Origin of the sequence: Shewanella sp. KJ2020 (assembly GCF_024197625.1) — a bacterium.
Taxonomy (GTDB): domain Bacteria; phylum Pseudomonadota; class Gammaproteobacteria; order Enterobacterales; family Shewanellaceae; genus Shewanella.
The window spans coordinates 217,531-235,935 of sequence record NZ_JAKUKD010000008.1 but is presented as its reverse complement, the minus strand read 5'-3'; the positions used below and the strand labels follow the sequence as shown (position 1 = coordinate 235,935).

General features: G+C 49.7%; 13 protein-coding genes. 9 read left to right on the top strand and 4 right to left on the bottom strand.

Annotated elements, in window-relative coordinates:
• Positions 1–227: 227 nt before the first annotated feature.
• On the bottom strand, positions 228–1,547 hold the full coding sequence (locus tag MJO46_RS05295) for a DUF4785 family protein (protein ID WP_253988461.1): 1,320 nt from the start codon (positions 1,545–1,547) through the stop codon (positions 228–230).
• Between the two features lie 26 nt (positions 1,548–1,573).
• Positions 1,574–2,431 (bottom strand): hypothetical protein, encoded by an 858-nt coding sequence (locus MJO46_RS05290; RefSeq protein ID WP_253988415.1) that lies wholly within the window; start codon positions 2,429–2,431, stop codon positions 1,574–1,576.
• A gap of 723 nt (positions 2,432–3,154) precedes the next feature.
• Between MJO46_RS05290 and MJO46_RS05285 the strand changes: the two genes are divergently transcribed.
• The 4 genes from MJO46_RS05285 to MJO46_RS05270 all read left to right on the top strand — a co-directional run bounded on the left by MJO46_RS05285 (position 3,155) and on the right by MJO46_RS05270 (position 6,688).
• A complete protein-coding gene (locus MJO46_RS05285; RefSeq protein ID WP_253988460.1) occupies positions 3,155–3,502 on the top strand; it encodes a hypothetical protein in 348 nt (115 codons plus the stop codon).
• 147 nt (positions 3,503–3,649) lie between these two features.
• A complete protein-coding gene (locus MJO46_RS05280; protein WP_253988414.1) occupies positions 3,650–4,624 on the top strand; it encodes an HlyD family secretion protein in 975 nt (324 codons plus the stop codon).
• Positions 4,621–5,577: an ABC transporter ATP-binding protein gene (locus MJO46_RS05275; RefSeq protein ID WP_253988413.1), complete on the top strand. Its 957-nt coding sequence runs from the start codon at positions 4,621–4,623 to the stop codon at positions 5,575–5,577. Before MJO46_RS05280 ends, MJO46_RS05275 begins: the two co-directional genes overlap by 4 nt.
• Positions 5,567–6,688 carry an ABC transporter permease gene (locus MJO46_RS05270; protein ID WP_253988412.1) on the top strand — a complete coding sequence of 374 codons (1,122 nt, stop codon included), beginning with the start codon at positions 5,567–5,569 and terminating at the stop codon, positions 6,686–6,688. Before MJO46_RS05275 ends, MJO46_RS05270 begins: the two co-directional genes overlap by 11 nt.
• Here the strand turns inward: MJO46_RS05270 and MJO46_RS05265 are convergent.
• Positions 6,672–7,514 (bottom strand): LysR family transcriptional regulator, encoded by an 843-nt coding sequence (locus MJO46_RS05265; protein WP_253988411.1) that lies wholly within the window; start codon positions 7,512–7,514, stop codon positions 6,672–6,674. The genes MJO46_RS05270 and MJO46_RS05265 overlap by 17 nt on opposite strands.
• A 156-nt stretch (positions 7,515–7,670) precedes the next feature.
• Between MJO46_RS05265 and MJO46_RS05260 the strand changes: the two genes are divergently transcribed.
• The 5 genes from MJO46_RS05260 to MJO46_RS05240 all read left to right on the top strand — a co-directional run bounded on the left by MJO46_RS05260 (position 7,671) and on the right by MJO46_RS05240 (position 16,483).
• Complete coding sequence (locus MJO46_RS05260) at positions 7,671–8,846, top strand: acyl-CoA dehydrogenase (RefSeq protein WP_253988410.1); 1,176 nt, start codon at positions 7,671–7,673, stop codon at positions 8,844–8,846.
• 64 nt (positions 8,847–8,910) lie between these two features.
• On the top strand, positions 8,911–11,223 hold the full coding sequence (locus MJO46_RS05255) for an alpha-ketoacid dehydrogenase subunit alpha/beta (protein ID WP_253988409.1): 2,313 nt from the start codon (positions 8,911–8,913) through the stop codon (positions 11,221–11,223).
• The gene (locus MJO46_RS05250; protein ID WP_253988408.1) at positions 11,220–12,290 is read left to right on the top strand and encodes an ACP S-malonyltransferase; all 1,071 of its coding nucleotides are present in this window, start codon (positions 11,220–11,222) and stop codon (positions 12,288–12,290) included. Before MJO46_RS05255 ends, MJO46_RS05250 begins: the two co-directional genes overlap by 4 nt.
• 230 nt (positions 12,291–12,520) lie before the next feature.
• Positions 12,521–13,807 carry an acetyl-CoA hydrolase/transferase family protein gene (locus MJO46_RS05245; protein ID WP_253988407.1) on the top strand — a complete coding sequence of 429 codons (1,287 nt, stop codon included), beginning with the start codon at positions 12,521–12,523 and terminating at the stop codon, positions 13,805–13,807.
• Positions 13,808–14,608: 801 nt separating this feature from the next.
• Positions 14,609–16,483 carry a methyl-accepting chemotaxis protein gene (locus tag MJO46_RS05240; protein WP_253988406.1) on the top strand — a complete coding sequence of 625 codons (1,875 nt, stop codon included), beginning with the start codon at positions 14,609–14,611 and terminating at the stop codon, positions 16,481–16,483.
• 208 nt (positions 16,484–16,691) lie between these two features.
• Here the strand turns inward: MJO46_RS05240 and MJO46_RS05235 are convergent, their stop codons facing one another.
• The gene (locus tag MJO46_RS05235; RefSeq protein ID WP_253988405.1) at positions 16,692–18,257 is read right to left on the bottom strand and encodes a S8 family serine peptidase; all 1,566 of its coding nucleotides are present in this window, start codon (positions 18,255–18,257) and stop codon (positions 16,692–16,694) included.
• Positions 18,258–18,405: the final 148 nt, after the last annotated feature.

Below are 18,405 nucleotides of genomic sequence, written 5' to 3'. Positions count from 1 at the left end.
GGTAATCAATGTAAATTTTATATCGCCATTGTGACGATGTTGCGTGGCTTAGCGCTCTGTTTATCACAGGGTTGCGGGCTTTGGCTATCAGGTGGCAGCCTTTGTTATTAAGTTGAGACGGCTTGCGCTGTGGCTTGACTCGCGACAGCGCTCAAAAAAAGAGTGCCCAAGGTGGGCACTCAAAGCGGTTGCGAAGGGAGAAATGGGAAGGGTTAGATTCAATTGAGTTAGCGAGTAAGCACCAGCGCATTGGCCTGAAAACTTAACCGTGCCATTTGCCCTTGATCCTGCAGCTCTAACCCATTGAGTTCAAAGGGCGGTTGCAGGCCTGAGGCTTGGATTAGCTTAGGGTCAAATATCAGCTTTAGCTTAGAGGACTCTGGCGTTAACCAATTGGCCGCTTGGGTGCGCATAATCGCCACCTTTTGGCCTTCGGCATTGGTGCCTGTGAGCACGCCACTTAAGCCAAAACGTCCGGCCTCGGCGACATCCAGTTCAAAATTCACTTGGTTTGGCAATCCCTTGTCCCACACGGTCAGCACTTCTGGCTTGATACTGGCCGAATTCACATAGGACTTAAAGACAGATTTCACCGTGCGCAGTACTGGGCGGCCATCGACTTGGGTTTGTACTGTGACTTCAATTTCACTGAAACCCGCATTGCTATTGGCTAACTGCATGCCCTGGGGGATTTGGGCTTGCCAGGTATCGCCTTGTTTTACCATGGTAATATTTTGAATTTCGCCATCGGCTTGCTTAAGTTTTGCCTGGGGCACGAAAGCGTTATCACTTTTGCTGAGTGCGAGTTTAAGCCCGAGGGTTTGCGCATCTGCCGCGACCACTGTGGGGGCTTTCAGACTCAGTTGATAGGGCGAACCTTTTTCCTTCACATTGACTAAGTAGCTGGCGCTCGGCGTTAGCGGCTGACTGACTTGGAGGCGATATTCTCCCGGTGTGGCCTTTTCCGACATTTGCAGGGCGCTGGAATCATCGGTTAACCCTGCGCTGGCTAGAGCTTCGGCACTGACCATAGATTTGACTAAGGACTCTGTTGCTATTGCACTGCTGGACGCAGCTTTGCCCTGCGGCGTTTGGCCTATCCGCTGAATTTGTACACGCTCGGGAGCAATGGCCTCGGCGTGCATTAGTGCGCCAGAGCTAGTGTCTCCCCTAGGGGCAATTCGCACTAAACTCGCCGCTTGGCTCATGGTCAGCGTCACGCCCGCATTGAGCTCGGCGCCGGTGACATTGAGCCAATATTCGTCACTTTGGCTAGCTTGCTCCAGTATGGGAAGGCTCGCTTGATATTCGCCGTAGAGCGGGGTGATAAAACTGACGTAATCCGTATTGGTATTGATGGGCGCAAGTGTTGGGCTGGCAATATTGCTATCGACAAGATCGGTATCGCTTGGCGCGGTTAAGGTTAACCCCTTGGCATACAGTGGGCTGGCTTCTTTTTGCGGCTCAGGGGTTGGCGCATCATCCTGACAGGCGCTAAGCAGTCCGCTTAGGGCTAAAACACTGGCAAGTTTGCCGAGTGTGTGCATGTTAAATGTAGGCATGGGAGGACTCCTTAAATATGGCTACGGATCAGCGTGTCTAAGTTAAAGCAGGCACGGCGACTCTGCTGATGACTTAGCGGTTCTTGGCCTCGGGTCTTTTGTTTATCGGTAAACCAGACAGTGCCTGCGGCTTTTTGCGAGCTGCAATTTAAGAAACCATCGGAGCAGCTATCGAGCCAGTTTTGGGTGGTTTCGAGGGCCACTTGATACTGATAACCCGCGCAGTAGCTGTCGCTATCCCAAATGGCGGAATCGACATCTGAGCCCACGACCACCTCGAAGGGTTTTCCTAAGGCTGGGCGCCCCGAAGTGCCATAGAGCCAAGTGTTGTTGTAGTTGGCCATCCAGCCTACTTGCTGTTGTTTGACCGCATTGCTGCCATAGCCGAGGAGCCAACCTAAACTGGTTTCGAACACATTACCTTGGTTAACGGCATCGGCCAGCGGCGTACCAGCACTGGAAGGGGCGAGGGCGATAACCTTTGAGGTAGCGTTGATCACCGCGGGATAACGGCTATCCCAGGTGGGATTTGATAAAATCCAGCGCACGACATTGCCGCCATTGGAGTGGGTGAGCAGGATCAAGTCGTCGATATTCTTGGCTTGGATAAAACCGTTGAGCTGGGTAGCGAGGCATCCTGCGGCAGTTTCTTCCCACATATATTGGTCAAAGTCGCAGTTGATCACTGTGTAGTTGTTGGGTACTGGGATGCCCTGACGCACCGAGTTCACAAATTCGGGCGTCCAGTAATCGGCTAGGGCATTGGTTTGATGACCCGTGCCGTGGATAAAGGCAATACCAGTTGTGGCTAATGTCGCTGGGCTGACAGCTAACAGACCCAAGAGCATAAGGGCTTTATTGATCTTCATGGGCATATCTCGTGTTGTTGGTCTTGTTGATAGTGGCCGCGCAGTCCGCTAAGGCACTCAGGATTTGCCCTAAATTAGCAATCGGCTGGCATGGCTCTGCTTATATGCGCTTAAGCGCGCGTTACTCATTTGGGGTAAAACATGACTCAAGGCCTGAATACGACGGAATAGATTAAATGCGCTAGTTTACGTCGGCATCATATGGGGCTGATGCAGTAGGCAATTATCAACAGGACTCAACTCAAGTTTATTAACCTAAACGCAACATTTTGTGCTGGCAAGTAAAAAAATGGCCATAGATTTTAATTGCATGGCAGCATTTGATTGGCTTCGTTTTAATGTCAATCGGAGGAGTGATAAACCGATGATAAGCAATGGCTAATAAACGGTATTTCATTTTATTGTGTTTGAAATTTTGGGCATTGTAAGCAAAAGAATTTTCTGTGACATCTGTCTTACACTGAGATTAATAGGTTTATCATTCTGTATATTAAAGACTTTTGTGATGGACGTTTTAAGCTTAAGTATTGGTTCCTCGATATAATCATCCCTTTAGTGCATTTAAGGGCTAAACCTATTAGTCTGAGCTTAATCTGATTAACACTAATACCGCCTATATCTTACAATCCTACGCCATCTTGCGAGCGGCGAAGAGATGTAGGGGTAATGGGCGGAACTCTACGGGCAAAAGGGAGAATACATTTGGCAATAGAACACAATGAGATGGTGAGCTGCTTAAGTGGGTTGCAATGCCGCACTAATTTCACCATAAAAAACATTACCGAGTACATGCTACCAGAGACCAAAGAGGCCTTTTATTTACACCTCGACGGTAAATCCCCCAATCTGATTATTCGCCCCGCCTTTGAGGTCTTTTCCGGCGAATTAGCCACGATTGCAGGTGTGCATGCCAAATATGATTATTTCCATAATGGGGAGATGACGCGTTTTCCTAAGCGTTTGCATAAGAGCCTGACCGAAACCCACTATGGCCTCGCCTTTAGCTTTGATAATGTTGAAGCCGTGCAGCAATTTATCGCCCGTTTGAGTGCTATCGTAAAAGGAGCATAAGCAAAGGGGCATAAATAGAACGGTTTCATGTCTGAATAACATTCCGTAGCCATGTTTTTTTCTCCGCTGTGAGCCCGGTTTACATTCCTCAAATTTGATGAAAATGAGGAATTACCCAGGGCGTGTTACGTGAACCTAGGAGCCCCTATGAACTTTGGAAGAGAAATAAGCTTAAATAAAAAAATCATAGGCCTGATTATCGGCTGTTTACTGCTGCAACTGATGGGATGTGGCGATAACTCGCTAAGGGTATTTGGCACAATCGAGCGCGATAGACTGACGCTCACCGCGCCCGTAGGAGAGTTGATTACTCAAGTGAATGTGGTTGAAGGTCAACAAGTTAAGGAGGGCGAGGTATTACTCAGACTCGATGCGACTTCGGCCAATGCGCGTCTTGCCCAGCGCCAAGCGGAACTTGAACTGGCCAAGGCTAAACTTACTGAGGCGGTGACCGGCGCCCGTTTAGAGGATATTGAAAAAGCGAAAGCCGCGTTAGATGGCGCCAATGCCAGTGTAAAAGAGGCGTTGCTGAACTTTGAGCGAACAAAACGCTTATTCGCCACAAAAGTGCTTAGCCAAGCGGATTTAGATACGGCCCGTGCGGCGCGGGATACCAGTTTAGCTAAACAAGCCGAGGCGCAGCAAAGCCTGCGATTGTTAGAAAATGGCACCCGTAGTGAGCAGCTAGAACAAGCCAAAGCGGCGGTAGCCGCCGCCAGTGCCAGTGTTGCCCTCGAACAAAAAGCCTTAGCAGATTTGAGTATAGTGGCGGCGCGAGATGGGATTGTCGATACTCTGCCCTGGCGGGTGGGCGATCGTATTGCGGCCGGTACTCAGTTGATTGGTTTGCTGGCGAGCGCAGATCCCTATGCGCGGGTGTACCTGCCTGCGACCTGGCTAGACAGAGTGAAGACAGGGGATAGCGTCAACATTCGTGTCGATGGCCGCGAAACGCCGATTGTTGGCACAGTACGTAATATCCGCAGCCAACCCGCCTACACGCCGTTTTATGCCCTGAATGAGCGCGATAGAGCAAGGCTGATGTATCTCACCGATATCGATATTGCGGCAGAGGGGCAGGATTTACCCACGGGCATGGCAGTCGAGGTGGAACTGCCATGAAAAGCGCCGATTTAGCCATCGAAACCCAGGGCATGACCCGCGCCTTTGGTGGCGTCAATGCGGTGGAAAATCTCGATCTAGCCATTCCCAAGGGCACAATTTACGGTTTTCTTGGCCCCAATGGCTGCGGCAAATCGACTTCAATTCGGATGTTGACTGGGCTACTGAGTCCCACCTCGGGGGATATTCGTGTCTTGGGTGAAACCTTGCCCGGCGCCGAGGAAAAACTGCGTCGCCGCATTGGTTATATGACGCAAAAATTCTCCCTATATGACAATCTTTCGGTGCGGGAAAACCTTGAATTTGTTGCACAAATTTATGGCCTTAATCGTCGCCAATCCGCCCAACGCTTAGTGGAGCTATTGGCGCTGTACGATTTAGCCAGCCGCGAGAAACAAATGGCGGGCTCGATGAGTGGTGGCCAGCGGCAGCGTTTAGCCCTCGCGGCGGCGACGCTGCATCACCCTGAATTGCTGTTTTTGGATGAGCCCACCTCGGCGGTCGACCCCGAAAATCGCCGCGAGTTTTGGGAGCGCTTATTCGATCTTTGCGCCCAAGGCACGACGATTTTGGTCTCGACCCACTATATGGATGAGGCCGAGCGTTGCCACGGTTTAGCCATTCTAGAGCGGGGGATAAAACGCGCCGATGGTTCGCCCCAGCAGCTGATGGCGGCGATGGGCGCTAGGGTTGTTGAATTCAGTGGTGATGATTTGCGCACCTTAAAACAATCACTTATTAGTGAGCCTGCGGTGTTGTCGGCGGCGCAGATCGGCAGTCGTTTGCGGGTGTTAGTGCGCAGTGATATTGAGGAGCCACTCGCTTGGCTTAAACCTAGGGTCGCGAGCCGGGCCATGGAAGAAGTGCGCGCCAGTCTTGAGGATGTGTTTGTCACTTGCACTGGCGGACGGACTCCCGTGAATGCTCTGGGGGAGGCAAGCCATGTGGCGTAGAATTTTTGCAATAGTCATCAAAGAGCTTAGGCAACTGTCCCGGGATCGCATGACCTTTGGCATGATAGTGATGATCCCGCTGGTGCAACTGATGCTGTTTGGTTACGCGATTAATACCGATGCGCGTAATTTACCCGCAGGGCTAGTGAATTTAAGTGATTCCGCCTACAGCCGCGCCTTAATCAAAGCGGTAGAAGCAACCCAAGTGGTGGATTTTAAACGCACTTATTTCAGTGCTCAGGAGGCCGAGGCGGCCATTACCCGCGGTGAAGTGAAGGCCGTGCTGTACCTTGGCGCCGATCTCGATGAGCGCTTAGTGCGTCATCCCGCCTTTGCGGGCCATGCTTATTTATCACAACCCGTAGGCCAATGGCTGGTGGATGGCTCTGATACGGTTGTAGCTTCAACCATTCGCAGCCTAAGGCAAATGCCCTTGGATGAAATCGCGGGCAGAGCGCTAAAAACCAGTACGCCGAGTTTTGAAGTGGTGCAATATTTCAACCCAGAGCAGCGCTCTGTGGTCAATATAGTGCCCGGTCTGCTCGGGGTGATTTTGACTATGACCATGGTGATGTTCACCTCCGCCGCCATAGTGCGCGAGCGCGAGCAGGGCAATATGGAGTTTTTGATCACAACGCCAGTGCGGCCATTGGAGTTGATGCTGGGGAAAATCGTGCCCTATGTGTTGGTGGGGTTAGTGCAGGTGAGCATTATCTTAACCGCTGGGCACCTGTTGTTTGCTGTGCCTATCCGCGGCGGCTTAGATTCTATCGCCCTGGCGGCCATGCTGTTTATTTGCGCCAGTTTAACCTTAGGCTTAGTGATTTCAACCATAGCCAAAACCCAGCTGCAATCGATGCAAATGACGGTATTTGTACTGCTGCCCTCGATTCTGCTGTCTGGCTTTATGTTCCCCTATGAGGCCATGCCCATCGCGGCGCAGTGGATTGCCGAAGTGTTACCCGCCACCCATTTTATGCGGATGTCACGGGCCATAGTGCTGCGGGACGCCGAGGTGATGGATCTGCAGTTTGATGCCCTGTGGTTGATAGCGTTTACTGGCATAGGGTTATTGATCGCCAGTTTGCGCTTCTCTAAGCGTTTAGATTGAGTTTACAAAGTTCCATCAGTTGTTTTTGCTGAGTGGTGGGGGAATGGCCTAGGGGCATGGCTAATCCGACGGTGCGTTTAAGTTCGATATCGTGCAAGGGGCGAAATACAATATCGGGCTGTTCGAGTAATGCCGGTATCGCAGGGATCAGCGCGATACCTAACCCGGCTGCCACTAAACCTACGGCATATTCCACCGTTTGGATCCTCGCCCTGATCTGTAGCTTAATCCCTTCCATATCTAATAATTGTTGCAGACTCGTCAGGGCCTCACAGGGGGCGCGGTGAATAAAGGGCTGCTGATGCAGATCCTCTAAGCGAATCGTGTCCTGCAGACTCAGGCTAAAGGACGGTGGAATGGCGAGCAGGTAAGTGTCATGCCACAGCGGTAAAAAACTTTCCTGGGTGGTTAAGTCGCTGGTGGTGATGATCCGTGCATCGGCATCCTCTGTGGGCTCCACTAAGGTGAGATCCATATCCGGACAGGCATTGGTAAAATCCTTTAGTAACATACTCATACGCTGAACCCCGAGGGAGCGGATCAAGCCTAATTTAAAGGGAACTTGGATTTCAGGCTTACTGAACAGGGAGCTAATGGCCTTGGATTCATTCAATAGCCGTTTTGCCAATGGGTACAGTCGATGGCCCGCATCGGTTGGGTTCACGCCTTTGCCATGGCGCTGGAATAATTGGGTATTGAGCTCAGATTCTAGGCTTGAAATGGCCGCCGAAATCGACGGCTGGGCGATATAACAGTGTTTTGCCGCAGCGCTAATACTGCCTTTCTCAAACACCACTACGAAATAGCTTAGGGCACGTAAATTCATCTTTACCTTTGCGTAAAATATAGAAAATAACTATGGATGATAGAGGAAAAGAATATTTTTCCTAGGGCAAAATTATGCCTATGCTAGGCAAATTAGCAAGCGGTACCGCCCATGCGCGTACCTTATTACCATCATTTTCTGGAAAGGAATCGACCTATGGCCCGTGTTAACTTTGACTGGCAAGACCCATTGCAATTTAACTCCCTATTGAGCGAAGAAGAGCGGATGATCCGTGACATGGTGCATGAATATGCCCAGGAAAAGTTGATGAGCCGGGTGTTAATGGCTAACCGTAATGAGCATTTTGACCGCGAGATCATGAATGAACTCGGGGAGTTAGGCCTGCTCGGGGCAACTCTGCCCGAGGAGTATGGTTGCGCCAATAGCAACTATGTGAGTTACGGCTTAGTCGCGCGGGAAATTGAGCGGGTCGATAGCGGATATCGTAGCGCCATGAGTGTGCAATCATCCCTGGTTATGCACCCCATTTATGCCTATGGCAGCGAGGCGCAGCGACGTAAATATTTACCTAAATTGGCTAAGGGTGAATGGATCGGCTGTTTTGGTTTAACTGAGCCCGATGTCGGTTCAGATCCCGGTGGCATGCGAACCCGTGCCGAACGCATCGATGGCGGTTATCGGATCTCGGGGGCCAAAATGTGGATCACTAACTCGCCTATTGCCGATGTGTTTGTGGTGTGGGCAAAACTCGATGGCGTTATTCGGGGGTTCGTGCTTGAAAAGGGCATGAAAGGCCTCAGTGCACCTAAGATTGAGGGCAAGTTTTCCCTGCGGGCGTCTATCACGGGGGAAATCGTGATGGATAATGTGGAGGTGGGCGAAGAGGCCCTATTGCCCAATGTTGAGGGCTTGAAAGGCCCCTTCGGCTGCTTAAATAAGGCCCGCTACGGTATCGCATGGGGCGCGTTAGGGGCGGCGGAGTTTTGCTGGCATAGGGCACGTCAATATAGCTTAGATCGCATTCAATTTAATCGTCCACTTGCCGCTAATCAGTTGATCCAAAAGAAATTAGCCGATATGCAAACCGAGATCACCCTAGGGTTATTTACCTGTCTGCAGGCGGGGCGTTTGATGGATGCTGACTGCTTACCCGTGGAGGCGATTTCGCTTATCAAGCGTAATTCCTGTGGTAAGGCATTGGACATCGCCCGCCTTGCCCGTGATATGCACGGCGGCAATGGTATTAGCGATGAATTCCATGTGATCCGCCATGTGATGAACTTGGAAGCGGTTAATACCTATGAAGGCACCCATGATATTCACGCGTTGATTTTAGGACGGGCTCAGACGGGCATCCAAGCGTTTGGCTAGCCACTAAGGCTTTTGCTATCAGCCTGCGTCAGCTCCTTAAAACGGTCAATTGGGTGGTGAATAAATGGAAGACAGAGCGATTGCCCTCGACAGACAATTTGTCGAACGAGTGCTAAAGGAAGAGTTTCAACCTTTGAGTCAGGGTTGGGATCATAGGCAACTGGGCCTGAGCGATGCCGACTTTTTGGGCATGTTTGAATCTCAGCTTAAGAGTCGGTTAGTGGATCTTGAATCCCGCCGTATGCGTGCCCGCAACCAAGGTTTTTATACCATAGGTAGCTCGGGCCACGAGGGGAATGCCGCCTATGGGATGGCACTGCGCCCCACGGATATGGCGTTTCTGCACTACCGCAGTGCGGCATTTATGCTGGAGCGGGGCCGCCACGTGCCGGGGGAGACGCAGCTTTGGGATATGTTGTTATCCTTCGCCGCCTCCAGTGAGGATCCTATTTCCGGTGGCCGTCATAAGGTGCTGGGCTGTAAGAGTTTAATGATCCCGCCGCAAACGTCGACCATAGCTTCCCATCTTCCTAAGGCCGTTGGTGCCGCCTTGAGTATTCCGCTGACCGAGCGGCTTAATTTGCCGGCTAATTTGCCCAAGGATGCCATAGTCATGTGCAACTTTGGCGATGCGTCGGCTAATCATGCTAGCGCGCAGACGGCCATTAATGCGGCGGGCTGGGCCGCCTATCAACAGGTGCCGCTGCCGCTCATGTTTGTCTGTGAAGACAATGGCATCGGGATCTCAACCCCCACGCCTAAGGGCTGGATTGCAGCGAACTTTAGCCAACGTCCTGGCATTGAATATTTTTACTGTGACGGCCGCGATCTGCTGGATTGTTACCGTGTTAGTCGTCAGGCCGCCGATTATGCGCGCAGCAAACGTAAACCAGTATTTTTGCATGTTCGCACTGTGCGTTTAATGGGCCATGCCGGCAGTGATGCCGAAATCGCCTATATGAAGAAACAGCAAATACTCGATAATGAGGCCCAAGATCCTTTGTTGGTCAGTGCCGAGCAAATTATTCGCGCGGGATTGATGACGCCAGCGCAAATCGTCGCGCTATACGCCGAATTAAAGGCGAGGATTGCCGCCATTGCCGCCGTCGCTGTGACTCGGCCTAAGTTGACGACAGTCACCGCGGCCATGGCATCGATAGTGCCACCTAAACGCGAGTCGGCGCTCTTGGGGACTAATAGCTTGGGGACTGAGCTTTCCCCACAAGCGCTGGAGTCATTGTTTATCGCCGATAAGCTATCCCTCGGTAAGCCAGTGCATATGGGCAAGCTTATCAACTTAACCTTAACCGAGTTGATGGCGCGCCAGTCTAATATCGTTATCTGTGGTGAAGATGTGGGCAAGAAAGGCGGGGTGTACCATGTGACATCGCGCTTAGTGGAACGGTTTGGGCCTAATAGGGTGATTAACACTCTGCTGGATGAAACCTCGATCCTCGGGCTCGCCATTGGCATGGCCCACAATGGCATTTTGCCTATCCCCGAGATCCAGTTTTTGGCCTATGTCCATAATGCCGAAGATCAAATTCGCGGCGAGGCGGCAACGCTGTCGTTCTTCTCTAATGGTCAATTCACCAATCCTATGGTGATCCGTATTGCGGGCTTAGGGTATCAGAAAGGGTTTGGTGGGCATTTCCACAATGACAACTCGTTTACTGTGTTTAGGGATATTCCTGGGTTGATTTTGGCCTGTCCGTCCAATGGCCAAGATGCCATGGGCATGCTCAGGGAATGCGTACGCTTAGCCCAAGAGGAGCAGCGGGTGGTGATTTTCTTAGAACCCATCGCACTCTATATGACCCGAGACTTACACCAAACGGGTGATAATTTGTGGAGCGCCGAATACCAACACCAGCATCAGGCCCCAAGGTTGCCCTTTGGTGAGATAGGCCAATACGGTCAGGGTAAGCGCCTGTGTATTATCAGTTATGGCAATGGTTATTACCTCAGTCGGCAGGCTGAAAAGCGCTTAAGCGAGCAGGGTATCGACTGCACTGTGCTCGATTTGCGTTATCTGGTGCCACTCAATGAACAGGCCATCGCCACTGCGGCGGGCCAATGTGAACATATCTTGATTGTCGACGAATGCCGTCGCAGCGGATCTGTGAGTGAGGCTATCTACACTAGCTTACACGAGCACTTAGGTGCCCATTGTCCGCCGATCCTGCGCTTAAACGCCGAAGATTGTTTTATTCCGCTCGCGGATGCCGCGACGCTGCCACTGCCGAGTGTCGAGGGCATAGTGAGCGCCGCATTGGCCTTAGTCGGGCCTCAGGGACAAAGCACATTAAAGAGGGCATCGAATATGACGCCTTTAATGGAAAGGGAGGAGATAATTGAGAGGGAGGTGCAGCCATGAATACCATATCGATAGACGCCGCTAAGCCTAAGCAACGTGTCGTGGTTATCGCGCCGGGACGCGGCTGCTACAACAAGGAAGAACTCGGTTATCTGGCTCGCTTTCATCCTGATAAACAAGAGTTTATTGCCGATATTGATGCATATCGCAAAGCTCTAGGCCAAGTGGGTATTGCCGCCTTAGATGCCGAGGCCAAGTATTCATTCAAGCTACATACCCCAGGGGAAAATGCCTCGGCCCTGATTTACGCCTGTGCCATGGCGGACTTTATGGATATAGACACAGATCAGTTCGAGATAGTCGCAGTGACGGGAAATTCCATGGGTTGGTATATTGCCTTGGCATTAGCGGGGGCATTGGCACCCGAGGCCGCCATTGAAGTGATCAACACTATGGGCTCCATGATGTCCGAGGGCTTGATTGGCGGCCAATTAATCTATCCAGAAATGGATGAACAGTGGCGCCGAGATGCGACTAAAACCGCACTGCTCGACAAGGTGATTGCGGATGTTAATCGCCATGAGGGTTGTGAACTGTTTACTTCTATCTTCCTTGGCGGTTATCGCGTGTTGGCGGGCAATGAGGCTGGGCTAAAGCTTGCCGAGGAGCAACTGCCCCAGCTCGATGATCGCTATCCGATGCGTTTATATAATCACGGTGCATTCCACTCGCCCCTGTTGCATGGGGTATCAAACAAGGGTTTTGCCCAGCTGCCCTTGAGTCTGTTTCAAACGCCTAAGATCCCGCTGGTGGACGGCCGAGGTCAGATCTGGACGCAATACAGTACAGATACGACCAAACTGAGGGAGTACACTTTAGGCGAACAAGTGGTTGAGCCCTATGATTTTTCTAAGGCAGTTGCCGTGGCAATAAAAGAATTTGCCCCCGATAAAGTGATCGTGCTCGGGCCTGGCAATACCTTAGGTGGCCCTGTGGCGCAATCACTGATCGCCATCAATGGTTTTGGCTGGCAGACAAAGGCCGATTTCAGTGCCGCCCAAGGTAGCGAGCCCAAGTTAATTGCCATGGGCAATGAACAGCAAAGGCCAATGGCGCTGGCGGATTAAGTCATCAGTGTCTACGAATAGGGATAAGCTTTATCCCTATTTTGCCTAAGCCTTTTAGCATAAGTCGAATTCTCACTGTGGTTCACAATATATGGCTTACAAAATATGGCTTGCGAGCCCCCTTTGATATAACGCAAAGTTAAAGGTAAACACTTTGGGTAAGATATTGAATAAATGATGCTTAACTTGCATTTTCCCTATACAGCCAAGGTTATCCCAGGACGTTCAGTATGCCTCCAATCAAATGTAACTGTGCGATCGATGCGGTTGCGTTAATTCAAAGCGGCGAGACGCTGTGGACCCATTCCATGGGGGCAACCCCACGAGTGCTACTCGATGCGCTGGCCAAGCACGCACTCACTAAAGATAATCTCACATTATTACAATTGCATACCGAGGGTGCTGAATCCTTAAGTCATCCAAGTTTAAAGGGGCATTTACGCCATCGCTGCTTTTTTGGTGGCGTACCGACGCGGGCCTTGCTGCAAAATGGTGATGCGGATTATGTGCCGATTTTCCTCTCGGAAGTGCCCAAACTCTTTCGTAGCGGCGAGCAAAAAATCGATACCGCGATTATTCAAGTCTCACCACCGGATAGGCATGGTATGTGCTCCCTCGGGATTTCGGTCGAAGCGACACTCGCAGCCTGCCAAGTGGCGGGCAAGATCATCGCCCATATTAATCCGCAAATGCCGCGCACCCACGGTGATGGTTTTATCCATATCGACCGTTTTGCTGCTGTGTATGAAGAAAGTGCGGCACTGCCAATCCATTCCTTCGGCACGGGCGATGCCGTGAGTTTGGCGATAGGCAAAAATGTCGCCCAGTTGGTGCGCGATGGCGATTGCCTGCAAATGGGCATAGGCGCGATTCCCGATGCGGTGTTATCTTGCTTAACCGAGCATAGGGATTTAGGCGTTCATACTGAGCTTTTTTCTGACGGTATACTGCAACTGGTTGAAAAGGGTGTGATTAATAACAGTAAAAAGCGTTTTTACCCCGGTAAATTAGTGACAGGTTTTGCCCTTGGTAGTCAGAAATTATACGACTATGTGGACGATAATCCCGGGGTGATTTTTATGGATATAGAGCAAGTGAACGACACATCCATTATCCGAAAAAATCCCAATGTGATGGCGATTAACTCGGCACTACAAGTGGATATCTCCGGCCAAGTGTGCGCCGATTCTATTGGCACTAAAATCTATTCCGGTGTCGGTGGACAGATGGATTTTATTCGCGGCGCGTGTTTATCCGAAGGCGGCCGCTCAGTGATTGCCCTGCCAAGCACAGCTGCGGAGGGCACCATTTCCCGTATCGCCACTGTGTTATCCCCCGGTGCAGGTGTGGTCACCACTCGGGCCCATGTGCATTACATTGTGACCGAATATGGCGCCGCCAATCTGCGTGGCCGCAGTCTGCGGGAACGGGCACAGGCGCTGATCGCCATTGCTCATCCCGATTTTAGGGAGCAACTGAGCCGCGATGCGTTCGAGGTATGGGGATTAAGGGTGTAGTTTTAGAGTTTTTTAGTCGTTTTTAAAGCCTTGGAGAAGCCAACGCTATGAATCAAGAAGCACCTTTAGTAGCAGGAAAATAGTAGCAGGAAAAGCCATCTTAGACGCCGTAGAACAGCAAATAAAAAACAATGATCCACCTAAGGTAAAACAAACATTAAAACGACTAAAATCCTTGGGCATAAGTCGAAAGGAATCAATAAAATATATCGCCAGTGCCTTATCGATTGAAATATTTGGCGTACTTCAAAACGAAGAGGGATTTAACCCTCAGCGTTACAATGAAAACTTGGATAAATTACCAGAGCTGCCGTGGGAAGATGAATAAATAAACACCATATTTGTAATCGCAATGCTTGCTCGGCACGAAAATGATTCCCAAGACGGATAACTTTACGACCTTTTGTATTGACCAAGATGTATCGAATGTTTTGTTGCTATTAGTCTTGTTGTTTTATTCTATTTTATTGTTTTAATTTGATTTTTATCTATTTTAAATCAAATGCAGTTACCTGCGCGACACGCATAATCCTCCTCTTTATATCGATCTATTCGCGGCCTTTTACGCTGACATGTATCACTCTTTTACTTTTGTCATTCCCGCAATGCTTTCTCTTCCCTCTGAGGTTCATAATACATCCTCGGTTAAAATGTTATACATATGATGTATTTTATAGATTGGTTAACTAGGTCAATAAACGGCTATGAAAAAATCATTACTATTGCACTGGAGTTGTTTATTCATTTTTAAATTTGATATGGGGTATTTAAATGGAAGGTTTGCGCCGCCTGCTAGGAAACATGAAGGTAACCAATAAGTTAAGGCTTGGTTTTGGGATCTTGTTATTGCTGATATTTATTGTGGCAGCGGCTGGATACAGGGGACTTACCTCAATTGATATCAGCAGCAGTCGGGTGGAGTTTATTGCCAATGTCGATAAAGCATTGCTTGCGGCTAAGGCCACACGCTTAGAATTTATCGCAAATGGCGATTTAACCAAATTGAATGAACTCCAGAGTTTAATTGAAAATACAAAAAGCGGTTTACAGCAACAATTATCAGAGCCTAGCGATGCCAACGATCGGCAGTATCTTCAAGAATCGTTAGTCGCGATGGATAAGTATCATCAATCGATAAATCAGTTTAGTGATGTGTTTAAGCATAAACAGGAATTGAAAGTCACGGGGGCTCAAGTGGGAGCCAAGTTGGTTGCCACCTATGCGGAGCTGGTCGATAGAATGACCGATAGGGCCCAAGCGACACAAAATACTGAATTATTAAAAGATGCCTTAAGTGTTAGCCAGCAAATGACCATGTTACGTTATCACATTCGAGGCTATGTCTATGATGCTAGTGATCTTAATTTAAAAACGGCAAAAGATGCCATTGCCAAATTATCCCAGACTATCGCCACCCTTAAGGGGGAAGATACCGCACAAGCCATCCAGATATTGGATCGGTATGACCATGATATTGATGCTTTGGTCAAGGTTAACCGTGATATAGATAACCTAACCCAGTCAATGGGCGGCGCAGCACAAACATTGATGGTGGATATTCGTGAACTAGTTGACATTCAAAAGCATAAACGTGCAGACGCTGATGCCCAAGCAAAGGCCGTGGTACTTGGTGCGTTAATTGTTGCCTTGGTTGTCGGCCCCTTACTTGCTTGGTTAATCAGTGGACAAATAGTTGGGCCACTTAAACAAACCCTTCTTACGGCGAGAAAAATTGCCGCGGGTGATTTAAGCAGCACTATCCACTCAGAGCGTCAGGACGAGATGGGGGAACTATCGCGTGCCATGGGTGAAATGAATAGCACCCTTAAGCAAGTATTGACACAAATAGGTGATAGCGTAGTGCAGTTGGCTTCATCGGCTGAGGTGCTTTCTGCGGTCACTGAACAAAATAGTGCGGGTATGCAAAATCAGCGTAGTGAAACGGATCAAGTTGCTACTGCGATTAATGAAATGGCGGCGACAGTGCAAGAGGTGTCTACCAGTGCTGAAAATGTTGCGCTAGCGGCTAAAGAGGCGGACCACACCACTGCGATAGGTAATAAAAAAGTCATCGAAGCGGTCAGTCAAATCGAACTGTTAGCCAAGGAAATCGCGACTACGGCACATGCGATGGAGCGTTTACAATCGGAAAGCGATAGTATCGGTTCCGTCCTTGATGTGATCAAATCGGTTGCACAACAGACCAACTTACTCGCGCTAAATGCGGCCATTGAAGCAGCAAGGGCAGGTGAGGCGGGACGGGGATTTGCAGTGGTGGCCGATGAGGTGCGAAGCCTTGCGAGTCGAACACAATCCTCTACCGAAGAAATTGAAAATATGATTGTTAATTTGCAAAAGGGGACTCTAGAGTCGGTACAAATGATGACCAAAAGCCGAACATTGAGTGATGGCGCAGTGTCCTTATCCCGCGAAGCGGGTGAAATGTTAGTGGATATTGCCGATGCGGTTAGCCGTATTCAGGATATGACACATCATATTGCTGCCGCCTCGGAAGAACAAAGTGCCGTGGCAGAAGATATTAATAAAAGTATTGTGAGAGTTAGGGATATTGCCGAGCAAACCGCTGATGGCGCGGCAGAAACAGCGCGCTCCGCCGATGATCTTGCTAGCCTGGGTGTTACGCTAAAAGGATTACTAAGACGTTTTCAGTTATAGGCTCAATAATTCTCTAAGTGTCTGCTGTGGTAAATATTTGCACTGGTTGACTAATAGGGAAACACACTGGCTAGCCGAATTAAGCACCCACTAGAATGAGTGTGCTTAATTGATGGATACCAAGGCTACCAGTTTATTTTGAACATAAAAAACCAGCACAAGTGCTGGTTTTTTGCTGCTAGAAGATTGTCGTTATGCCTGCAGGTGATTATTTACCTGAGCAGCCATAGGTGGTGAGGTAAGTATCGGCCGCTTTAGCGTTGACGATACCATAACCAAAGTAGTTATCTTTGCCAGCAGTACCCGCATCCATTGCGGTGGCTTTTAACGCCTTACGAATTTGGGTACCTGTACATTGTGAATGGTTAGACCATACCAGTGCAGCCATACCTGATACCGCAGGTGTTGCCATTGAGGTTCCGCTCATAAAGCCATAATCCACTGAATCGATAGAGACTGTGGCATTTTGCGCTGCCAGCAAGCTTGCTCTGTCTTCTAATGCCGCACCGACTGCAGGAATAGAAGTCGCATTGGTATCACCCAGAGTGCCGTAGAGCATGCCCGCTTCATTGTTGATCAGGATTGCGCCAACACCGCCTGAGTTTTCGCAGTTCAGCACTTTATCGTGGAAGGAAATCACGCCGCGGTCGATAACACAGACTTTACCGTTGGCGCCAGAATCAACGGCTTGCGCTGTGCCCATAAAATAAGTGTTGCCCGATGCCGAACCTGCGTTTTCCATTGCAGATGAGGTTACAGCTGCGCCATCGGCGGTTAAGGTTGACGCGGTTGCCATGCCAGCAGGGTAGGTTGAGAGGGTATCGACACCGCCTGCGGTGACTTCAACACAGATACCATCGTCGTTGACGGCTTTTTTACCACGGCCGCTCAGGCAACTTGGAAACTGTGAGAAATCGGCAATTTTATTGTTTGCATCGTTAGCGCCGATCATCATGACCGATGGGTATCCCGCAGGGTAAGAGCGTACTGAGTTACCGTCGTTACCCGCGGCAGCTACCACTAAACCACCTGCGGCGGTAAAGGCATCAAAGGCGTTCTTTTCGGTATTGTTTGCCGCGCCGCCACCTAAGCTCATGCTAATAATGTTCGCACCCGCATTGCTACATTTGTTAGCTGCATAGGCTAAGTCAGATGAATAACCCCAACCGGATGCATTGAATACTTTAACAATGTGCATAGGTACGCCAGGTGCCATACCGACCACACCAATGTTGTTATCCGCTGCGCCAATGGTGCCGGCGACGTGAGTTCCATGTGGGCCACCGTTTTGGAACCAGTTGCCAGTACCTGAATCGTTATCGCCTGTGATGTTATTCCAGTTGAAGTCTGGGTTTGAGTTGTCTAAACCTGAGTCAATAATACAGACCTTAATGCCCGCATTTGGGTTGAAAGTCACTTGATTTGCACGGGATTGATATACGGCATAGGGCGTCACTTGCTGTGTCATTGGGTTGCCAGCATCGTCGTTATATAGCGCCATTGGAGTACGGCGTACGTCTTCTTCAATCAGGGTAATATGTGGGTTATTCAGTAGTCCTTTCACTTGCGCTAGGTCTTTCCCTGCAAAAGTCGCCGCAATAAACTCATCCCCTTCGAGTTTGATTTCGCCACCTAATTTTTTAGCGAGTGCCTTAACGACGCCCTTGTGTCCCGCTTCAACTTGAATGACATAACGATTGTCATCGGCTTGTGCTTGGGCGATAACGCCAACAGATAAAGCGATGATGGCACTGGCAATTTTGGTTAATTTCATTGTTCTTGCTCCATTTGTTATCAAAGTTATAAGTCCTAAGCTGCATGGAATATCTAACTGCATCCCTATGCTGCGACTAAAGTCTGAGTACTTAGGAAATTGCAAACTAACACAGGGAAAATTAATTAACAAATAAATAACACACGTG

Excerpts from the sequence above, each read along its gene's own strand:
- MJO46_RS05285 (WP_253988460.1), top strand. The coding sequence starts at position 3,155 with ATGGTGAGCTGCTTAAGTGGGTTGCAATGCCGCACTAATTTCACCATA.
- MJO46_RS05290 (WP_253988415.1), bottom strand. The coding sequence starts at position 2,431 with ATGAAGATCAATAAAGCCCTTATGCTCTTGGGTCTGTTAGCTGTCAGC.
- MJO46_RS05295 (WP_253988461.1), bottom strand. The coding sequence starts at position 1,547 with ATGCACACACTCGGCAAACTTGCCAGTGTTTTAGCCCTAAGCGGACTG.
- MJO46_RS05255 (WP_253988409.1), top strand. The coding sequence starts at position 8,911 with ATGGAAGACAGAGCGATTGCCCTCGACAGACAATTTGTCGAACGAGTG.
- MJO46_RS05245 (WP_253988407.1), top strand. The coding sequence starts at position 12,521 with ATGCCTCCAATCAAATGTAACTGTGCGATCGATGCGGTTGCGTTAATT.
- MJO46_RS05235 (WP_253988405.1), bottom strand. The coding sequence starts at position 18,257 with ATGAAATTAACCAAAATTGCCAGTGCCATCATCGCTTTATCTGTTGGC.
- MJO46_RS05250 (WP_253988408.1), top strand. The coding sequence starts at position 11,220 with ATGAATACCATATCGATAGACGCCGCTAAGCCTAAGCAACGTGTCGTG.
- MJO46_RS05260 (WP_253988410.1), top strand. The coding sequence starts at position 7,671 with ATGGCCCGTGTTAACTTTGACTGGCAAGACCCATTGCAATTTAACTCC.
- MJO46_RS05265 (WP_253988411.1), bottom strand. The coding sequence starts at position 7,514 with ATGAATTTACGTGCCCTAAGCTATTTCGTAGTGGTGTTTGAGAAAGGC.
- MJO46_RS05270 (WP_253988412.1), top strand. The coding sequence starts at position 5,567 with ATGTGGCGTAGAATTTTTGCAATAGTCATCAAAGAGCTTAGGCAACTG.
- MJO46_RS05280 (WP_253988414.1), top strand. The coding sequence starts at position 3,650 with ATGAACTTTGGAAGAGAAATAAGCTTAAATAAAAAAATCATAGGCCTG.
- MJO46_RS05275 (WP_253988413.1), top strand. The coding sequence starts at position 4,621 with ATGAAAAGCGCCGATTTAGCCATCGAAACCCAGGGCATGACCCGCGCC.
- MJO46_RS05240 (WP_253988406.1), top strand. The coding sequence starts at position 14,609 with ATGAAGGTAACCAATAAGTTAAGGCTTGGTTTTGGGATCTTGTTATTG.